Below are 18,733 nucleotides of genomic sequence, written 5' to 3'. Positions count from 1 at the left end.
CACCAAGAAAAGCAGTCTTATAGAGGAGTTACTTCAGTCGCTTGAGGACCTTTTTTACCTTGCTCTACATTGAAGCTTACTTTCTGACCTTCAGTCAGTGTTTTGAAACCGTCAGAAACGATAGCGTTAAAGTGTACGAATACATCTTGGCCGCCGTTGTCTTGAGATAGAAAACCGAAGCCTTTAGTTTCGTTAAACCATTTTACTGAACCAGTTACTTTAGACATAAAAATACCTTTGAATTAAACATTAAAATTATGATTTGTTTTGTGGATCTTTTCTAAGCTATTGAATGTTCAATCAAGAGGAAGTTGTACGCAGGTGTCTGAATTGGGGATTCAAGATTTTACTGAGAGGAAACTTAAACTAAATGTTGCATTAACAGCTCTCTTCTAAGAGCCAAGGCACACTATACACCTTGTTTAGAAAATAGCTACATTTATTTTAGATAAATTAAATGTGCTCATTATTAACTCGATAAATTGTATTGTTCGAAAAAGTTGAATAAGTAGAACGAATAGTATGGCTCATAATTTTAGCTCATCAACCTAAAATAGAACCTTATCGATAGCCATAGATTGAACATGCGATTTGCAAACGGTCACAAAGATAAACTAGGAGAACTAGTATGAGTACATTCAGAGAAATTCGTCAGCTTATTCCTGCGCAACCTACTGCTGATGGTGATGGAGTGAAAATTCGCCGTGTAGCGGGTTTCAATCATGCTAGCTTTTCTCCATTTTTGATGATGGATGAACTCAAATCAGAAGACCGCGCTGACTATATCGGCGGTTTCCCTCCGCATCCGCACCGAGGTATCGAGACGCTTACTTATATGTTGAAAGGTCATTTCCAGCATCGTGATCATATGGATAATGTTGGCGAGCTTCGTTCCGGTGGTGCACAGTGGATGGCGGCAGGAAGAGGCGTCATCCATAGCGAAATGCCTATTATGAAGGAAGGCGAACTGCATGGTTTCCAAATTTGGATTAACCAGCCTGCGAAAAATAAGATGCAGCCAGCTCAATATCATGACTTTCAACCTGAAACGATCACTGAGTTTGATACTCCGAATACGGGGGTTGTACGTTTGATTGCGGGTCATATGACTATAAACAACGAACGAATTCAGGGGCCGCTAACAGAGACAGGTGTTGCTGCCACGGTAGCCGATTGGAGAGCGATGGGTGGTCAAGCTTTGAATTTGAACACGGAGCAAGACAATAACATGATGCTCTATGTCTATAAAGGTCGTATTCAATTAAAAGGTCGTGAGATCAATCAAGGAGAAATGGCCATTTTATCGAAAGGTGAATGGGTTGAATTGCAGGCCGAAAAAGAGAGTGGTGCACTGATCTTTATTGGTGAGCCAATTAATGAACCCGTGGTGCATTATGGCCCTTTTGTCATGAATAGCATGGAAGAGATAGAACAAGCTATCCAAGACTACAACTCTGGGTTATTTGAAACTTACTAGTTTTGACAGCCTACTCGCTTTTTCAGTTAGCGAGCAAATTAAAACAGTTTTGAGCCTGAATATTGGGCTCGACCAGAAGCAAATACGATAATCCACTGCCATCGAATTTGCGTTAGCCACGTTTAATCCACGTGGCTTTTTTCTACTTCTGACTCCATCGTATGATGGCTTCCTTTCCTGCTTCAATTCCTAACTCATAAGCATGACGCAGTGGTGCTGGCGATCGACTCAGCCGTTTCAACTTGAATGTTTCAGGAGGACACACTTGAATGATTTCGATACCAGGTGGTGGGTTGTTGATCAGCGCTAAGGTCTGATTGTAGCGAACTTCACGTGTCAACATAGGTTCAATTAATCCGGGCGTTTCTTTCAACATCCTCCTAGTTAGGGCGCTGAATTTTCCTCTTGGCTTTTGATAGCTTGCGGGCTGACTGCGTAAAACCATAATCTTTTTGGCTCCTCGCTTTATTGCTTCTGCAACAGGAAGTGCGTCTGAGACGCCACCATCAACGTATTGAATTCCGTTCAGTGATACGCCATTTCGGTAAAGTACAGGCAGTGCGCTGCTGGCTTTCATTGTTTCTGCCAAGTTGTCGATATCAGGAAGGTGGTACTCCGCTTGCCCATTGTCTTGACGCGTCACGCCTAAAAAGAAAGGTCGTGAATCAGCTTTGAGCGCAGATTTATCGATGCCAAGTTCTTCGAGGGTGACATTCCACATCCAGTCTAAGTTCATCATATCACCACCACGTAGAAGTTGAGATGGAGAGATAAATTCTTTTCTTAAGCTGTAATCGAGGTAGATTTTTAAGTTACGTCCGGGCATTTTAGCTAAGTAGGCAGCCAAGTTGCTAGCACCCGCAGACACTCCCCAAAAGCTATCAAATGGAGAGAACTCGCTAGCAAGAAAATGATCGAGTATGCCGCATGAAAATACGCCTCGCATGGCTCCACCTTCGACAATCAATGCTCGAGAGCCTACTTTTTCCATCACTTCGCTCCACTCTTTATCAATCGGATAATAGCGTGCAGCTTAACGCATAATGGTTTTATACCCAAGTGGGCCAAAGGTCTAGGTTGCGTTCCTTTGAATAAAAAGGGCATCGATGGATGCCCTTGTCACTTTTAGCCTATGGAATTGCGGGTAATTGAGTCGCTAATTTAGTGAAGGAGAGCCGAGCCGACTAGCCCCCTTACATAGAGCCATACCTGTAGTCCCATACTGATCGTTGTTGGAATAGTTTGATGATCACTTGTTAAATAGGCATACAAACACTATCCAGAGCGTTGTAAGCAAAAGTAATGGGGTGAATACTTTCTGGATAGAAGCGCCATCCGTTAAATTGTAAATTTTGATGGATTCATTATAAAACGCTCGTTTGAATTCTTTGAAGCTAATGTCGCTCTTCGCATGCGACTGTTCATAGTGCTGGTGCGCTGCGTCCGATAGTTGGTATTCCAAGTCTTGGAGCTCGTACTCCTTGTTAAAAAACGCATCCCAAGCCGAAAGGCGGGCTATCGTTTTAGGAGATGGATCCCCATTTAGTTTCTCTAGACGCTTAGCATAAGCTGCTTGATATTTATCCACGGTATATTCCTGTCTGAATAGACGTTGAGTTAGAACATATGTAAAAAGAAAAATAAGTAATAAAAGGTTTTTTACGTTCTATACCTGTGATAAATGCTAAAAAGTTCAATGCTCTAGCACTCCGATGTCGCAAATGATATTGATGGAATTGCTCTGCGACAAATAAAATAATTACTCTAGATAACAACGAATTTTTGTTGTTTTTTAAAAAAACTGATCATGAGATTGAGTGGGGAGTTTTACCGAGAAGAATTTCGCTACTGTAACTCTCTATATTTACTCAAAAAGAGAAAATCTTAGAAGCTTTCTTTGATTGATGTGAGATATTTTAGGTCGAAAAGCATTAATTTTGGCTATGATTATAGTTCGTCTTTTTGTTGTTGAACTCTACTTCGAGGGGGGAAAGAACCCATATTTCGAGCATAGGATAGCTCGCTTTTTCGTTACGTCGTTCTTGGAGTTTGAGTCAGTGACGAAGCTATGAGTCTAGCATCTTGAACTCGATTGGGCGTATTAATTAATTATAAAAGTAAAGCAGTGCTGAGCTAGGATAAACTTCAACGTAAAGGTGACGGTATGAATATACAATCAGCCATTATTGAATATGCGATAGCGATTATAGGCTTACTTTTGACGGGCGTTACCCTCTGAGCATGACTGCCCAGAGGATAGAAAGCGCATTAGCTTTTTGCTAACGATTGATGTTGTATCGAGCCATTGCAGCTTCTTCTGACGATACAACCGTTTTACCAATTGGTGCGAGTGAAATAACCGCTAGCTTGAGGTGTTGGAGCGCAAACGGAATGCCGATTATGGTGACAAAGCATGCTGCTGCAGAAAGTACGTGACCGATAGCTAACCAAAGGCCTGCAAATACAAACCAAAGGACGTTACCAATAACGCCGAGCGGACTCGTGCCAATGTCCATTTCATTGGTCAATTCATCGCGTGAGATGGCCTCTTTACCGAATGGGAAAAAGGAAAAATTACCCATAACGATACACGCACGCCCCCAAGGTATTCCGATGATGCTAATAAAGGCCAAAATACCAAAAAACCACCATAGCAACCCCATAAATACGCCACCAAATACAAACCAAATGATGTTACCAAGTGTTCTCATTCTATTTCCTTTATTCTTGAATGTGATGATTCAGATACCTGAGAGCAGCGTAAAACAAATCTAAACCGTCTGTTTTGTCGATGTGTGCTTTTGTGCCCTCATTCACCTGATTGATAGAATAATCGCTGTAGTCTTAACAGAGAATGAATGCCTTCCCTAAGGCAAGTCTTTTTAGTATAGAGCGTAATACTCAATCAAGCATATAGCCAAGAATCGCATTATCTAGAGACAACTTTCTCGATATATTGACAAATTTGCTCTGCCAATCGATGGCTGGCAATGTTGCGTTTTACTACTTCATTAGCAATATTTCCAGACTCAACGACGCCAAACCAGTCGAGCAACATCGAATGGAAACCTTTACTCGTTAGCATTGGCGTCCAGTCTTTCAAATTGATTTTTTGCTCTTGGTTAGCTTGCCATAGTTTGCCTTCAACGAAGGAGTCGAACTCAACTGCCTTGTTTGCATAACAAGCTTGAACGCGCTCTGTAGTGATACCGAAGTGGCGATTCATCGAGGCGTGGAGCAAAGTATCTCCATGTTGCCACTGAATATCTAAACGCGCCAACTGACCACCTTCAAGTTGATGAGTTACATAAGCATCTTTTAGATCGGCTTTGGCTGTGACGTTAACGCTGTCTAATGGGTGAATAAAATCATCAAATATAAAGGTACGAACATCCCCCGGTAGTTGGTGACGGTTCTTTTCCCAGCGTAGCGACTTTAAGTCATATATGTTGCCTTGCTGCACTTGTGGCATATGTTGGTTGTAAAGTGGAATGTGACGACGGTTAAAGCCCACATAGAGTGGCTGTCTCTCTTTTTCGGCAATGTCGTACAGCTTTTCCACGTCATCAGCACTGTTCGCTAATGGTTTGTCGACAAAGGTTGGAATTCCATGCTGCAGAAAAAATGCCGCTATTTGAGGGTGTACGCTTGTTGCCGCATGAATCATGACGGCATCGACGCCAAAGTGTAGAAGTTGCTGGTAGTCTTGGCAGATCTCTGAGATTCGATACTGCTTAGCCAGGCTCTCAAGTGTGTTTGGGTTGCGGGTACAAAATACAAGTTCGATATTTGGAAGCTGAGTGATAACAGGAAGGTACGCTTTCTGAGCGATATCCCCTAGACCAATAATACCAATTTTCATCCTAGTCCTTATCTCGATGTATGGATCGCGGACTGTCAGTATAACGCTTGGCGTGGCGATGAGTTTAAATACCTTGTTAGAAAAAGCCTGGTTCACACTTTGAGCCAGGCTTTATTGAATGATTTAGGAAACGGCTCGGCAGGCTTTGAATATATCTAACTTGCTATCGTAGGCTTGAGTTTGTACATCCATAATGCCTAATAAAGAGTGGAACACGTTATCATGTGAGTATTGGCCTGCATTCTGTGCTTGTTTATACAAACAGTCGGTATTGATCTGCTTCGCTTGTTTAAAGCCCGAAGACAGCCACATAATCAAAGGAACACGTTTTTGGAAATCTGGTGCAAGGCCATAAGGCATACCATGTAAGAACAATCCGTTTTCGCCTAGTGACTCACCGTGATCCGATATGTAAATTAGCGCGGTATTATACTCAGACTCTAACGCTTTAAGTTTTTTGATGGTTTCTGCCAATACAAGATCGGTGTAGCGTATTGTATTGTCATATGTGTTCACTATTTGTTCGATGCTACAGTTTTCGATGTCTGCACGTGGACAGTCTGGTTTAAAGAAGGCGTTGTCTCTTGGGTAACGCTGAAAGTAGGTCGGACCGTGGCTTCCTATAAGGTGCATGGCGACCACTCGGTTACCGTGCATATCCGCGACTTCCTGATCAAAATGATCTAATAGCGCCATGTCGTAACAAGTTTGGCCATTACACATAGGGTTTACTTGCTTTCGATCCACTTCAATTTTCTTGATCTTGTGGGCTACTTCTTTATCCCCACCGTCATTTTCTTTCCAAATGAGGTCAACCCCAGCGCGCAGCATTACATCGAGAGCATTGTCCTGGTTATCCGCTTTGGTGCGTTCAAACTCGTTTCGCGTGAGCTGTGAAAACATACAAGGCACAGATACAGCAGTCGCGGTGCCACAAGACGCGACGTCTTGAAATGAGATAACATCCAGTTTACTAGTATAAGGGTTTGTCTCTCGTGTATAGCCATTGAGTTGGTAGTTCTGCGTTCGAGCGGTTTCTCCTACGACAAAAACCAGTAGTGTTGGTTTGCGCTGTGCTTGCTGTACGGCGCTATCTGACTGCTTTGCATCTGTGCCGATTTCTCGATATGGCTCTGGCGTGGTGAAATATTTCTCCTTCACATACCCGGTCGCGCTGTAAACGAACTGGGTGGGTATGATGATTTTTTTTAGGTGGCTATTGTTGCGCCCTACAGATGCGTAGTCTTGATAGTACACGCTGGCAATGACGGCGATGACAGCTAGCGACGACAGCATCGATACTAATTTGGTAACAGAGAAGTACAGTAATTGGTGACGTTGAGATTGCAGCTTGACCTTAAAGATAATTATCGCTGGGATAACTCCCATAATCAGCGTCCAAATTACAGAGTGAGCACTCAGGTAAGAACTCGCCTCGCTCGAATCGGTTTCAACAATATTGGCAATCATTCCAGAATCGAAAAGTGTGCCATAGTTATAGCTTGCGTAGCTCACCATACTTGAAACAATGATTAAAATTATAAAGAACGGCTTGCCGATCCAAGGCCAACTAAATAAATTAAAAAGGAAATTGAGCGCGGCAAGAAAGAAAATTGGTATTGTGATAATAAATCCAATCTTGACATTATCTAAGTGTGTAAAGATGCCGATCAGTTCTTTATAAATAGGGATGTTTACGACGAGAGCGAAATACAGCGCCAACAGGAAAGTAAAGGTAACGTAAGAGATACCTCTCTGTTGTAAATCATGTGTCTTCATAATGAGTGTCTTGAATAAAAATTAGAGCAAGAACGAAGCCCAAATAAAAAGGGCAAGAGTTAACGCAACAAATACTGCTGCTGAGCCAATATCTTTGGCTCTACCACTGAGCTCGTGCCAGTCATCGCTAACACGGTCGACAACCGCTTCTACGGCGGAGTTAATGAGTTCGACGATCAATACCAAGAACAGGCTACTGATCATCAGCACTCTTTCGTATGTGGTGACAGGAAGGAAAAAAGCACAGACGGAAAGCACCAAGGCGAGAATCAATTCTTGTCTAAAAGCGGCTTCGTGTGTCCATGCGGCTTTCAATCCTTGAAATGAATAGCCGGTCGCATCCATGACACGGCGTATACCTGTTTTACCTGGCTTCAAAATATGACCTTACTATTTAAGCATTGGGATGGAACACATATCCCAGAGAGGTAACGAGATTAATCGTTACAGCGTGAAACATTTGTGAATAGAATCCATCGCGCGATAATTTAAGAAAAGTGCTTATTTAATCAAGATCGTAGACGGTATAGCCTTTGTGCTGGAGGCATTTACGCAATACGAGAGATTGAGTTTTGGTTGAATCATTTGTTCCACTCAAAGCACCAGCTCCAGCTCCTACAGCACCGCCGGCAGCAGCACCGACAGCCGCTCCACCTAATCCGTCTTCTAGCGCACCAGCAGCTGCGCCGATCAATGCGCCTGTAACTGCCCCATTAGTGGCTTCAGATTTCGCTGCCTCTGATTTGTCGACATTTTCTGCATAGCCTTGGCAGTAAAGAAAGTCTTGTTCATATGTACTAGGGTCGACATTGGTCATGTCGACGACAGGTTTTTGGTTGTAGGCGCAAGCTGTAAGCGTAGAAGTAAGCGCCATAATCAGGATAAAAGATTTATACATGAGTACTATCCATTTAGTGTGTGAATCTTATGGATTAAATGTACACTGTTTTATTGTTGGGCTCTGTCGCTTGAGTGTATTGAAGTGTCGTCTTCTGTAAACGGGGTAGGAAGGTTAAGTTAACTGTCTGATTTTTTGAGGCTAAGTGTGAAGCAAGCTCCTCCAAGTGGGCTATGGCAAATCGAAACTTCTCCACGTTGAAGCTCCATTATCTGTCTGACAATCGCCAAACCGAGCCCAAACCCGCTCGTCTTTTTGTTGCGAGATTCATCCGCGCTGTAAAATGGTTCGAATAGATGAGGCCAATGCTTTTCTTCAATACCTATGCCATCATCATGAACATTGATGAAGCAGCGGTGCTGATCGTGTTTTATCTCTACTAAAATCTGCTTATCTGCGTACCGCATTGCATTGCGCAGCAAGTTATCTAAGGCTCGCTTTAACAATTTTGGGTCAGCAAACGCGAGAACGTTTTCTGAGTTTACTTCTTGAAGCGAGATAGCGAGCGTAGTCTCTTTTTGCCATCTCTGTCGTAACTCTTTGACTAAGTTGAATAGGACGACTTCTTCTTGAGTTTGTAATGCTGTGTCAGGACGCTCCATCTTTGCGTAGTAAAGCAATTCTTCAACCATTTCTTCCATCTCGTCAATGTCTTCGACGATACTGTAAACATACTTTTTCTGTTGTTCAGTTAAGGTTGAATCCGATAACAAATCTGCTTGCCATTGTAAGCGGAAGATTGGGGTACGCAATTCATGTGCAACGGCGTTAGTTAGCATTTTATTGCTAGTGATCAAGCGAGATACTTTATCGGCCATCGTGTTAAAGCTTTTGTTTAACGTCCCAACAGACTTAGCGCTTGAGGTACTAGCTCGAGCCTTGAAATTACCTGAGGCAAACTCAACGGTCACTCTCTCTAGCTCTCGAATCCGACGGCTTAAGAACCAGATCAACAATATGCAATACAGAGCAAATCCAGCTAAAAAGAACAACCAAACTATATTGTCATCAAAGTTGGCTGCTTTAACCACAGGACTATTCGGATTATCGCTCATTTTAAAGATAGGCGTACTCGCATCTAGGCGGAACCAGATATCCCTTTCTTCATCGTAAGCGACGTTAACGGAGGTATCACTTTCAAACGCCTTTTTGATGTCTGTTGGAAGCTCTTCAAGCGTATGAGGCACCAACAAACGATGGCTTGATGTGGCAAATTGTTCCAACTGTTGTTGAGTATATTCTAATCCGTGTTCTTTATAGATAGGATAGATCAGATCGTGAAAAGCTTGACCCTCATGCTCTTGTAATAGGTAGTCATAATCTGTGTTGATCTCATAAACTAAGAACTCGTATCCCCACAAGCTAGCCATAAACAGAATGATAAGGCCAACAAAGCTTTCCAGATAAATACGTCTCATTATTCATTCCATGCATCAGGCATAAATAGGTAGCCTTTGCCGCGAACGGTAATGATTTTTTGTGGTGAGCAAGAAGCATCGCCTAGCTTCTTTCTCAGTGTCACTATGCGATTATCAATGGTGCGGTCTGTTCCATCGTATTCAATACCACGCAGTGTTTTGGTCAGCCACTCGCGTGATAGTGTTTTTTCAGCATGCGTTGCAAGAACCCACAACAAATCGAACTCGCCGTCTGTCAGCGCAATTTCTTCTTGGTTCATTACGCACGATTTACGCAACCGGTTTAAACACAGAACACCAATTTGTAGGCCGTTTTCGGACTCGGTAGGCGCCGCCTCTTTTCTTCTTAATAGCATGCGAATACGAGCCAGCAATACGCGAGGTTTGATGGGTTTAGTAACAAAGTCATCTGCGCCTATTTCTAATGCGGCGACATGATCGAAGTCATCATCACTTGCTGTTAGCATCAACACTTTGCCTTTGTAGCATTCTCGGATTTGACGACATACACTCAGACCATCTTGCCCGGGTAGCATCAAATCTAACAGCACCACGTCTGGTTGTGTGTCAATAATCGCATTGGGTGCGTCCGTCCCATTGTCGATACATTTGACCTGAAAACCTTGTTCAACAAAATACTCACCCAACATAGTTTGTAATTTGGGATCGTCTTCCACAATGATTAGAGATGGTTTGATTTGTTGTGCGTTCATTTAAGTGATGTATACAATATTTAATATCAATGGAACTTAAACAAATTTACGAATTATTTCAAATAAAGCTTTCTCAGAATAAGGTTATCGGATGAGTTAATTGGATAAAATTGCCAATTAATGATTTAAATCTAATCACCAATCACATTTCGAGAGATGTAAAAAGGCGCAACGTTTGCGCCTAGGTATGGAATCTTAAAGCGAAATTACCGCTTATTCGGTGGTACATACGACGCTGTTGTCGCTGCCAAATGCATTTGGAACGTAAGCATCAGCTTGTGGGTCATTTTCCCACTTCGCGTCATCGAGCAAGTAACGGAACTGAACATTCCGCGCTTTAGGTAAGCGGGTTTTAAATTTAAACTGACGACTTTTCTTCACTAATTTCATCGGTTCTGGCTGCCAGTTGTTGAAGTCTCCAGCAATTTGGACAGAGTCCCACTGATCTTTATCTAGCTCGAACGTGACTTCGACTTCATCTTTTGTCTTAAAGAATCTTTTTTTAAGCATTGATCTTTCCTTGTTCGTACAAAAACTGTTCTAACTATTACTCGTGTTTCATAATGATTTCAAGTTTTATCGAATTGTTGCTGGTATCTGATGAGGGGAGTATCCGAACGGTGAATAGCTCGTTGTGCTGGTTTCGTGTACTGAGGGAGCGTTAGAGAGAAAATTCACTAGCCTAAAATAGTCAAAGAACAGAGTTTGTTAGCGAGCCGAGAGTCCGTATCTTGAAGTCAAACCGTTATCATGTATTATCTTAAATCACCATTTTCCTTGATGTAGCTATGTTGAAGTTTAACCGTACATTGTTGACTGCGATAGTTTGCTTAGTTGCTATGCTTTTGAGTAGTGTCGCTCCTGTGGCGCAGGCTTCCGCTCCGATGAAAACAATTGAAGTACGCGATCTTATTGTTCAACAGGCTGCTCTGCACAAACAACTTGGCGTCAATGACGACTGCGTAGAATCACATCACGATGAGTCAGCCATCAATAAGGCACAACAATCTCACACGAGTTGTAGCTCTTCCTGCATGGTCAAAATTCCCGCCAACTTATCTCAAAACGACTTACTGCTTCTTCCTTATAGCCTTGCTTTGATTGATAGGCCTCTAGTCGAAAAAGTAGTGACAGTGATCACCAAGCTTTATCGTCCTCCGATTGTTTAATTCCTCATCTCAAATTACTTGGGGTTTACCCCTTTTTACCAAATGAAATGATTTGGCATTTGAATGCCACAAGGAAATAAACAATGAAAAAACTACTTGCCTTATGTAGTGCAATTTTACTGACTTTTACCGCTCATGCAGCGCAATTTGAAGAAGGGAAGCACTACAAAGTTCTGGATGTTAAGAAAGCATCGAAACCTGTTGTGACGGAATTCTTTTCTTTTTATTGCCCACATTGCTACAAGTTTGAGTCGCTTATTGAGCGTTTAAAACCTGCTCTGCCAAAAGAGGCAAAGTTTGAAAAGGTACATGTGGGGTTCATGGGCGGAGATATGGCGATTCCGATGGCCAAGTCCTACGCGACGATGGTGTCGCTCGGGGTTGAAGATACAATGATTCCTGCCATGTTTGCCCAAATTCATCAAAAGCGACAAGCGCCAAAAGACGAAGCTGAGCTGAAACAACTCTTCGTTGATAATGGCGTAGAAGGTAAGAAGTTTGATGCGGCTTACAACAGTTTCGCCGTAAACTCAATGCAGAAAGGTTTTGATAAGCAATTCTCTGCCAGCACGTTAAGAGGGGTTCCGGGTGTGGTTGTGAACAATAAATACATTGTTTTGGCCAACGAAATTCGTACTTACGACGAGTACAATCAATTAGTTAATTACTTATTGACACTGTAACTATAAATAGCATTGAAGCTTAAAAATGGCGACAGTAGAGTCGCCATTTTTTATGCTTATCACACTCGTATTATCTAAGAACGCTTGTACATGCTTGAGTCGGAACACTAGTCATAAATATGGCATGCGGATAAAACAAGCTAGCAGCAGTGATTGCAACATTACATGGCTGAGCAATCGTAGTTTTAATCACATTGGTAAGCACAGCGCCTGTATTATTTACTGTTTGAGCGGCGGCTTGTTGTGCCTGGTAAGACACGCAACCTGTCGTTGCATTGATCATCGCAGTGCTAAACAAAAGTTTGCGAAAAAACATATTCATATCCTTTGTGAATGCTTTGAATTACTTATATGTGGATTGATTCATAAATGAAACAAAACAGTGTTCAAAATATGTGTGCATTCACGAAATGAACATTGTTTTATAAAAAGACGTTTTTTTGTGATCTTAGTACTGGACAGACCAGGTTATGAAACTAAAGCCAATCCGTGCATTACGATTACGCCGAAGGTCAGTTTGCTCCTCATTCCTTGATATCCCTTGGGCTCGGCGTCTTGTTCGACTTTCCTCACGAGCTTTTCTGCATACCAAACAGCAAGGTACCCAATTGCTAAGAGTAGGGTTGCGACTGCGTAATGTTTGTGGCCCTGCAGTAGTGCGCCCCAAGCTAGTAAGACAAAAAGGTTGCTGAGAATTAATATATTTCGGCTAAGGCGGTGGTAGTAATGCTCAATGCCATTACCCCAAAGGATGCCGGATAAAAAACTTAATATAACGGCGCTATATGCGATGAAAAATTGCTGACCACTTAAATTGAAGAGTGAGATGTCAGTGAAAATCAGCCCTAAACTAAACACAAATGGAACCAGGCCTAAGTAACCGAGTTGTAGCATGGTTGAGCGTGTTGTCATGGTCGTCACCTTACAATTGTTGCTCTATCATATTGGTAAGCGTAGTACTTGTCGGTGATGTGGAGCTTGGAAAAGTAGCAATAACTTTACCTTCAGAGCTAATTAGAAACTTGTAGAAGTTCCATTTTGGTTTTATGCCTGCTTGGTTAGTAATCTGGTTGAAGACTGGGTTCGCATCTACACCTAATACTGAAGAGCGAGCCATCATTGGAAAGGTGACCCCGTAATCGAGATAACAGACTTTCGCTGTGTTTGTTTCGCTTCCTCTATCTTGTCGAAAGTCATTGCTCGGGAAACCGATAACGGTGAAGTTTTGGTCTTTGTAAGTTTGATAGAGGGTTTCTAACTGTTCGAACTGAGGAGTGAAGCCGCACTGGCTTGCTGTATTGACGATTAGTAGTGTCTTTCCCTTAAAGCTTTCGCATAGATCGACTTCTTCCGTTGAGTTTAACAACCTTTGCTTACCTTGAAGAATATCAGGGCACTCAGATGCAAGAGTAAGCGAATTCATGGAGAGAAAGCTAACGAGAGCGGCGAGTTTCAGTAATCCTTTCATGGTGTTGTTCCCCTTGTTTTCAATAAGTATAACTACTCAAGTGCAAAGAGGATCGATCAAAAAAGCCGCACAAATGCGCGGCTTTTTCAAGAGCTGAGACCTGACTATGCCAGTTTCAACTCGAACTGGTTTAGGTACATTACCATATCTTCAATCGTCAGTACCGGCATGTTGTGCAGGCGACCGAATGCTACGATCTCCGGTGCCTTTGCCATCGTGCCATCTGGATTGGTCACTTCACACAGTACGCCAGCGGGTTGAAGCCCTGCCATTTGCATCAGATCAATCGTACCTTCTGTGTGACCACGGCGAGTCATTACACCACCTGGACGTGCGCGCAGAGGGAATACGTGACCCGGGCGAGCAAGATCTTCCGGTTTTGCGTGCGGGTTTGCCGCCGTTTTAATGGTCGTTACGCGGTCTGCTGCTGAAACACCCGTTGTTACACCAACTTTCGCTTCAATAGAAACCGTAAATGCGGTTTGGTTTGCGCTGTTGTTGTTTACCACCATTGGAGGCAGTTCCAGTTTGTCTGCTTGAACATCTGTTAAGCACAAACAAACGATGCCGCTACATTCGCGGATCATCAATGCCATTTGCTCGTTAGTGAGGTGCTCGACTGAATAAATGATATCGCCTTCGTTTTCGCGATCTTCATCATCAAGAAGCAGTACGCCACGGCCTTCTTTTAAAGCGATAAGTGCGTTTTCAACGCGAGTAATTGGGTCGCCGAATTCGGCAAGTAGTGATGACTGATTCATGGTTAACTCCTAAATTTCACCAGAATCAGGGCGGTATGAGAGATCGCCGTAAAATACGATCAAAAAGAAGTGCACCAGCATTCTTAGCGATCTGACTCGCTATGCTGGTGTATTCTTATTCTCTTTCATCCGGACTATAACCGTCGGCTCTGGCATCTCACCAGATCTGCTGACCTCGACGAATCGAGCGCTCGCGGGCTCACTTGAAAAAGTATACCGCCGGTGGGGAATTTCGCCCCGCCCTGAGAACAATTAAAAATGTACCACTTCATCCAAGTTGTGAAGAAGTGGAGCTAGGATAGTACTGCGAACTGAATAGCTTGGAAAGTCGATTCCATCTGTATGATGGAAAAGTGTGCTATCGACGGAAATAATCTGTGCGAATAAAGTGATCAATCTGCTGCGGCACGAAGGTGTTGTAAATCAGGCTCGTATGCGTTTGCTTCACTTCGATATGATCTTGCATACCGTCCAGTCTTGTCTCTTCTACGGTAACGGTACCGTCCGACATGGTGTTGTCATTACGGATCAACAATGGGCGAGCGCCAATCGGCATCGTTCCTGCGATACTGCCGAGTTTTTGAGGGAAATCCCAGGCGTCATCATGTTTGTTTAATCCGTGGTGTGGCGAATTGCCTAAAATTGCACCCAATCCGAGATCTTGAATTCGACCTACAATGGACGCGCCTTTAAGAGGCGAACCGATAGCGACAACATGAGAGATTAAGTTAGTGCTCGGTTTTCTGTTGGCGAGATAGCGCTTAATCATCAAGCCCCCCAAGCTGTGTCCCACGAGCACGTTTGTGGTCAGTGGATTAAGCGAATGATCAATAGAATCAAACAGTGAAGACTCATCGATAGCAACAGTGTTATAGCTGAGTACTTGCGTTTCGTATCCGAGTTTTCTCAGCTTTTGGCTAAGAGGCTGCATGACCAGCCCATGCATATAAAGACCATGTAAGATGATGATTTTCATAATACCTCCTAGATTTATGACGTCGTAGATATCCTACTCTAATTGACAAGAAACTACTTGTGCTTTGTGGTGCATATTTACGTTTTGCTGCAAAGTTTGACTGCTGTAGCAAGCGACTCAGCCCAGTAAATCCTGTACTTGTTGTTGCAATTGATGACGATTTAAAGACGCAGGACTTAACACTTCACCGATAACAACATCCACTTTTGACCAAAAACGAGTCGGTCGTTTTGTGAGAGCATGTCCGCCTTTGTGGCTGAAAAAAGAACCCCAAAGCCCTTTTAACGCCATAGGGATGACAGGTACAGGGTTACGTTCGAGGATTTTCTCTACACCAGAGCGAAACTCACCCAATTGACCGTTAGACGTTAAACGACCCTCAGGGAAGATACAGACAACCTCACCGTCGTTAAGTGCTTGTTCAATCTGCTCAAATGCTCGTCGGTAAGTGTCGGCACACTTACGTGGAGAACAGATCGGGATAACACCGGCATGACGGAATACATATTTAAGAACAGGTAGCTCGCTGATGGACTTGTCCATCACAAAACGAACCGGGCGAGTAGAGGTTCCCATCAAAATCAATGCATCGACATAGCTAACATGGTTAGCCACGATTAACGCAGCGCCTTGTTCAGGAATATGTTGGCGCCCCTTTATGGACACACGATACATACAATGGCTGAGTAAATAACTGATAAAGCGTTGTGTAAATTCCGGTACTTGGCGATAGACATAGATCGCCACGAAGAAGTTACCTATTGCCATCATGGCAAACAGTTCCACAATAGAAAGCTCTAGTACGCTGAGTACAACGATCGAAACCAAAGCAGACACCACCATAAACAACGCATTCATGATGTTGTTAGCAGCAATGGCACGTGCACACTCCCCTTTGTTTGAACGCGATTGGATGAACGCATAAAGAGGAACAATAAAGACACCGCCGCTTACACCAACAAGGAACAGGTCAATCATGACGCGCAGATGTTTTGATTCAGCAACGAAGCTTTGCACATCATAAAAGTGCACCGGAAGTGATGGATAACTTGGGACTGCCCATAGCAAGTCGACGCCAAAGACTGTCAGACCAAGGATACCGAATGGCAAAATACCAAGCTCAACGTGGTTGAAAGAGAGCTTTTCACACAACCAAGAGCCTGTCGCGATACCAATGGAAAACAATGCCAACAGTAAAGAAACGACAGTGCTATCTGCGAACAAATGTTCGCGTGCGAAGTTAGGGAATTGAGTTAGGTAAGTCGCACCCATGAACCAGAACCAACTGATGGCAAGAATAGACATCCAAATGCCTCTCTGCTTTTTTGCCACTTTTAACGTGTTCTTTAAACCAGAAATCGGTTCAAATTTCGCTTTGTCATTTGATTGGCTAGGCATCGCTGGAATATTCACGCTGCTCATGAACCCAAGCAAAGACAAGGCAATCACGGTACAAGAAGCAATCAAGGTACCATTAGGAATGGCTAGCAGCAGGCCTGCGCTAAGCGTACCTATAAGAATCGAAAGAAACGTGCCCATTTCAACCCAAGCATTTCCTTTAACAAGCTCATTTGGTTTGAGCGCTTGTGGTAGCAAGGCGTATTTCACGGGACCAAAATAGGCCGATTGAGTGCCTGTCATAAACAGCAGAACCAGCATCAGCATGGCACTTTGGGTGGCAATAGCGGTTGCTGCGCAAGACATGATAGCTAGTTCGATGAGCTTTAGACGTCGGATTAATTTGGCTTTGTCCATGCTGTCAGCGACGGCACCAGCATGCGCTGAGAATAGAAAGAAAGGTAGGATGAATAAGCCTGCCGCCAAATTAACGAATAGATTGACAGATATTGGTAGGTTATCAATTTGGCTGTATGTCACCATCAATAACAGAACGTTTTTGTAGATGTTGTCATTGAGTGCGCCAAGGCATTGCGTCACAAAGTAAGGAAAAAAGCGTTTTGAGAAAAACATACGGGCCCCGATTAAACAAAGTCGAATGAGATGGGAGCACTTTATGCTCAATGAACGATTAAACCAGCTTTCTCTTTCTAGTGACGTTGTATGCCACCAAAAGTAACGAAATTCGTTACTTTTATTTCCATTTGTTTATTGAGTTACTAATTGCGAGACTTATTGGTGAGTTTTCTTTCCCATGGTTCAAATAAAGGGAACGTCCAGCGACGCATCGCAATAATCAGAGAGGTGCCGTGTTTTTCGTCCATATCGAGAGAGCTATCACTTTGGCAAGCCTGATAAAACTCATCGATGACCTTTTGCAGTTTCTGTTGTAGCTTCTTGTTGGTTGGTACACTCATCAATCCTGTTGCCATGGAGAACTTTTCATCTTCACCAGAAAAGTAGCTTTGGAAAAAGGCGTCTTGAACTTGCTGTTGGAAGAACCGTTGAATAGGGCCGCCCATCTGCCACTTAAATGTCGGAGATATACGCAAACGAATTTTGTTATTTGGCTGCAAGTCGATGATGTTCAGACGATCCAAATGAGCAAGCTTTTGCACCAGTTCCAACTCATTGAAGGTATATTGCTGAACGATTTGTTCAAACTGATAGCCATTTACAACACAGATCGCCACGAGCAGCAGGGCTTTATCGTTAACCAGCAGCTTTTCTTGCTCTAACGTTAGCGACTCCAGACCTTTATTGTGCGCAGCCGCGAGCTTAAATAGTTCCGCCATTTCTAAACCAATCAATTGGCAAATTCGTTCTAAGCGCTCAAGGCTAATGTGCTGACCTTCAGCGAGTAAACGTTTGACGCTTCCTTCACTTAAATCAAGGTGTTGTGCAACATCGGCATAATGCAGCCCAGTTAACTTTAGTTGGCGTTTAAGCTCTTTAATTAACGTATAGCTTTCTGACATTTACGCTGTTACCTCGTCGTGTAACTGCTCTAGGTACGTTTGCATAAAGGTTTTGCGTTTTTGCGCTTCGCGTCTTGCTGACTCTGTGTTCATGGTTTCAGCGATTTTGAATAACTTGGTCTGAAAGTGATCCAGAGTGAATTGTTTATCGTTAAGTTCACGTTCTTCGGCAAATATATCGCTGTCGTTGTAAAGTTGCGCGTTAAATTGAGTGCTGACTTGAATGCATCGCGTCACGCCAATTGCGCCTAAAGCGTCCAGACGGTCGGCATCTTGGACGATTTTGGCTTCCAACGTATTTGGCCTGATGTTTGCGCTAAAGCTGTGTGCCTCTATCGCATGAGCAATGGCATCATGATATTGCTGCGGATAATCGATACTCTCTAAAAATGCGACCGCTTTTTTGGCTGCGATGATTGAGCTCTCTTTGCGATTTGGGTGATCTTTCGGGTAAGTAAAGCAATCATGCAAATAGGCAGCCGGTAATACAATCGCGATGTCTGCATTTTCTTCTTTGCAGAGCTGTTTCGCTGTTTTGACCACGCGTTTTACGTGTTTAAGATCATGAGCTGCATCTACTTGCATCTCTTGCTGCATAAATTCCAAAAATTGCGGTTCTATCTGGCTTAATGACGTCATGGTTCATATCTACA

General features: G+C 43.2%; 22 protein-coding genes and 1 riboswitch. Of the genes, 3 read left to right on the top strand and 19 right to left on the bottom strand.

Translation table 11 applies throughout. The annotated features are described in order from the left end of the window. Positions 1–17 precede the first annotated feature (17 nt). A complete protein-coding gene (locus R7041_RS10555; protein ID WP_005373691.1) occupies positions 18–227 on the bottom strand; it encodes a cold-shock protein in 210 nt (69 codons plus the stop codon). A 401-nt stretch (positions 228–628) separates the two neighbouring features. On the opposite strand from R7041_RS10555, the gene R7041_RS10550 reads away from it, so the two are divergent. After that, on the top strand, positions 629–1,477 hold the full coding sequence (locus R7041_RS10550) for a pirin family protein (RefSeq protein ID WP_064369375.1): 849 nt from the start codon (positions 629–631) through the stop codon (positions 1,475–1,477). 142 nt (positions 1,478–1,619) lie between these two features. Here the strand turns inward: R7041_RS10550 and R7041_RS10545 are convergent, their stop codons facing one another. From R7041_RS10545 to R7041_RS10500, 10 genes are all read right to left on the bottom strand, one after another. Further along, positions 1,620–2,468 (bottom strand): patatin family protein, encoded by an 849-nt coding sequence (locus tag R7041_RS10545; protein ID WP_053349290.1) that lies wholly within the window; start codon positions 2,466–2,468, stop codon positions 1,620–1,622. A gap of 258 nt (positions 2,469–2,726) precedes the next feature. Continuing rightward, positions 2,727–3,065: a hypothetical protein gene (locus R7041_RS10540; protein ID WP_017635147.1), complete on the bottom strand. Its 339-nt coding sequence runs from the start codon at positions 3,063–3,065 to the stop codon at positions 2,727–2,729. Positions 3,066–3,756: 691 nt separating this feature from the next. Next, the gene (locus R7041_RS10535; protein WP_005373685.1) at positions 3,757–4,188 is read right to left on the bottom strand and encodes a YccF domain-containing protein; all 432 of its coding nucleotides are present in this window, start codon (positions 4,186–4,188) and stop codon (positions 3,757–3,759) included. A 218-nt stretch (positions 4,189–4,406) separates the two neighbouring features. Continuing rightward, positions 4,407–5,339: a Gfo/Idh/MocA family protein gene (locus R7041_RS10530; protein ID WP_258512310.1), complete on the bottom strand. Its 933-nt coding sequence runs from the start codon at positions 5,337–5,339 to the stop codon at positions 4,407–4,409. A gap of 123 nt (positions 5,340–5,462) precedes the next feature. Beyond that, complete coding sequence (locus R7041_RS10525; protein ID WP_258512309.1) at positions 5,463–7,118, bottom strand: phosphoethanolamine transferase; 1,656 nt, start codon at positions 7,116–7,118, stop codon at positions 5,463–5,465. A 21-nt stretch (positions 7,119–7,139) separates the two neighbouring features. Continuing rightward, positions 7,140–7,463: a diacylglycerol kinase gene (locus R7041_RS10520; RefSeq protein WP_005385571.1), complete on the bottom strand. Its 324-nt coding sequence runs from the start codon at positions 7,461–7,463 to the stop codon at positions 7,140–7,142. 160 nt (positions 7,464–7,623) lie between these two features. Further along, positions 7,624–8,016 carry a hypothetical protein gene (locus tag R7041_RS10515; RefSeq protein ID WP_005385575.1) on the bottom strand — a complete coding sequence of 131 codons (393 nt, stop codon included), beginning with the start codon at positions 8,014–8,016 and terminating at the stop codon, positions 7,624–7,626. Positions 8,017–8,135: 119 nt separating this feature from the next. Beyond that, entirely contained in the window at positions 8,136–9,434 is a 1,299-nt protein-coding gene (locus R7041_RS10510; protein WP_005373675.1) for an ATP-binding protein, read from the bottom strand. Beyond that, entirely contained in the window at positions 9,434–10,147 is a 714-nt protein-coding gene (locus R7041_RS10505) for a response regulator (RefSeq protein ID WP_005373673.1), read from the bottom strand. The genes R7041_RS10510 and R7041_RS10505 overlap by 1 nt, the downstream gene beginning before the upstream one ends. Before the next feature lie 213 nt (positions 10,148–10,360). Next, on the bottom strand, positions 10,361–10,657 hold the full coding sequence (locus R7041_RS10500; protein WP_053349287.1) for an isoamylase early set domain-containing protein: 297 nt from the start codon (positions 10,655–10,657) through the stop codon (positions 10,361–10,363). Positions 10,658–10,935: 278 nt separating this feature from the next. On the opposite strand from R7041_RS10500, the gene R7041_RS10495 reads away from it, so the two are divergent. Both R7041_RS10495 and R7041_RS10490 read left to right on the top strand, forming a co-directional pair. Next, entirely contained in the window at positions 10,936–11,316 is a 381-nt protein-coding gene (locus R7041_RS10495) for a hypothetical protein (protein WP_005373669.1), read from the top strand. Positions 11,317–11,399: 83 nt separating this feature from the next. Then, positions 11,400–11,999 (top strand): thiol:disulfide interchange protein DsbA/DsbL, encoded by a 600-nt coding sequence (locus tag R7041_RS10490; protein WP_137282779.1) that lies wholly within the window; start codon positions 11,400–11,402, stop codon positions 11,997–11,999. 70 nt (positions 12,000–12,069) lie between these two features. Here the strand turns inward: R7041_RS10490 and R7041_RS10485 are convergent, their stop codons facing one another. The 8 genes from R7041_RS10485 to R7041_RS10450 all read right to left on the bottom strand — a co-directional run bounded on the left by R7041_RS10485 (position 12,070) and on the right by R7041_RS10450 (position 18,719). Beyond that, positions 12,070–12,315, bottom strand: coding sequence for a hypothetical protein (locus tag R7041_RS10485; RefSeq protein WP_005373664.1), 246 nt, complete (start codon positions 12,313–12,315; stop codon positions 12,070–12,072). Positions 12,316–12,467: 152 nt separating this feature from the next. Then, positions 12,468–12,911 (bottom strand): DUF3429 domain-containing protein, encoded by a 444-nt coding sequence (locus R7041_RS10480; protein WP_005396352.1) that lies wholly within the window; start codon positions 12,909–12,911, stop codon positions 12,468–12,470. A 10-nt stretch (positions 12,912–12,921) separates the two neighbouring features. Further along, on the bottom strand, positions 12,922–13,467 hold the full coding sequence (locus R7041_RS10475) for a glutathione peroxidase (protein WP_115386525.1): 546 nt from the start codon (positions 13,465–13,467) through the stop codon (positions 12,922–12,924). Positions 13,468–13,571: 104 nt separating this feature from the next. Beyond that, positions 13,572–14,228 carry a 3,4-dihydroxy-2-butanone-4-phosphate synthase gene (ribB, locus tag R7041_RS10470; protein WP_005385579.1) on the bottom strand — a complete coding sequence of 219 codons (657 nt, stop codon included), beginning with the start codon at positions 14,226–14,228 and terminating at the stop codon, positions 13,572–13,574. A gap of 113 nt (positions 14,229–14,341) precedes the next feature. Then, positions 14,342–14,482, bottom strand: a riboswitch (FMN riboswitch). Positions 14,483–14,586: 104 nt separating this feature from the next. Further along, a complete protein-coding gene (locus tag R7041_RS10465) occupies positions 14,587–15,204 on the bottom strand; it encodes a hypothetical protein (RefSeq protein ID WP_005373653.1) in 618 nt (205 codons plus the stop codon). Positions 15,205–15,321: 117 nt separating this feature from the next. Beyond that, a complete protein-coding gene (locus tag R7041_RS10460; protein ID WP_258512308.1) occupies positions 15,322–17,175 on the bottom strand; it encodes an MFS transporter in 1,854 nt (617 codons plus the stop codon). 146 nt (positions 17,176–17,321) lie between these two features. Beyond that, complete coding sequence (locus R7041_RS10455) at positions 17,322–18,080, bottom strand: helix-turn-helix domain-containing protein (protein WP_258512307.1); 759 nt, start codon at positions 18,078–18,080, stop codon at positions 17,322–17,324. Further along, the gene (locus tag R7041_RS10450; RefSeq protein ID WP_017819864.1) at positions 18,081–18,719 is read right to left on the bottom strand and encodes an HD domain-containing protein; all 639 of its coding nucleotides are present in this window, start codon (positions 18,717–18,719) and stop codon (positions 18,081–18,083) included. Between the last annotated feature and the right edge of the window lie 14 nt (positions 18,720–18,733).

It is taken from the genome of Vibrio sp. 1751 (genome assembly GCF_033339895.1).
GTDB lineage: Bacteria > Pseudomonadota > Gammaproteobacteria > Enterobacterales > Vibrionaceae > Vibrio > Vibrio alginolyticus.
Note: the sequence above shows the minus strand (reverse complement) of the source record. Positions and strands in the feature narration are given on the sequence as shown.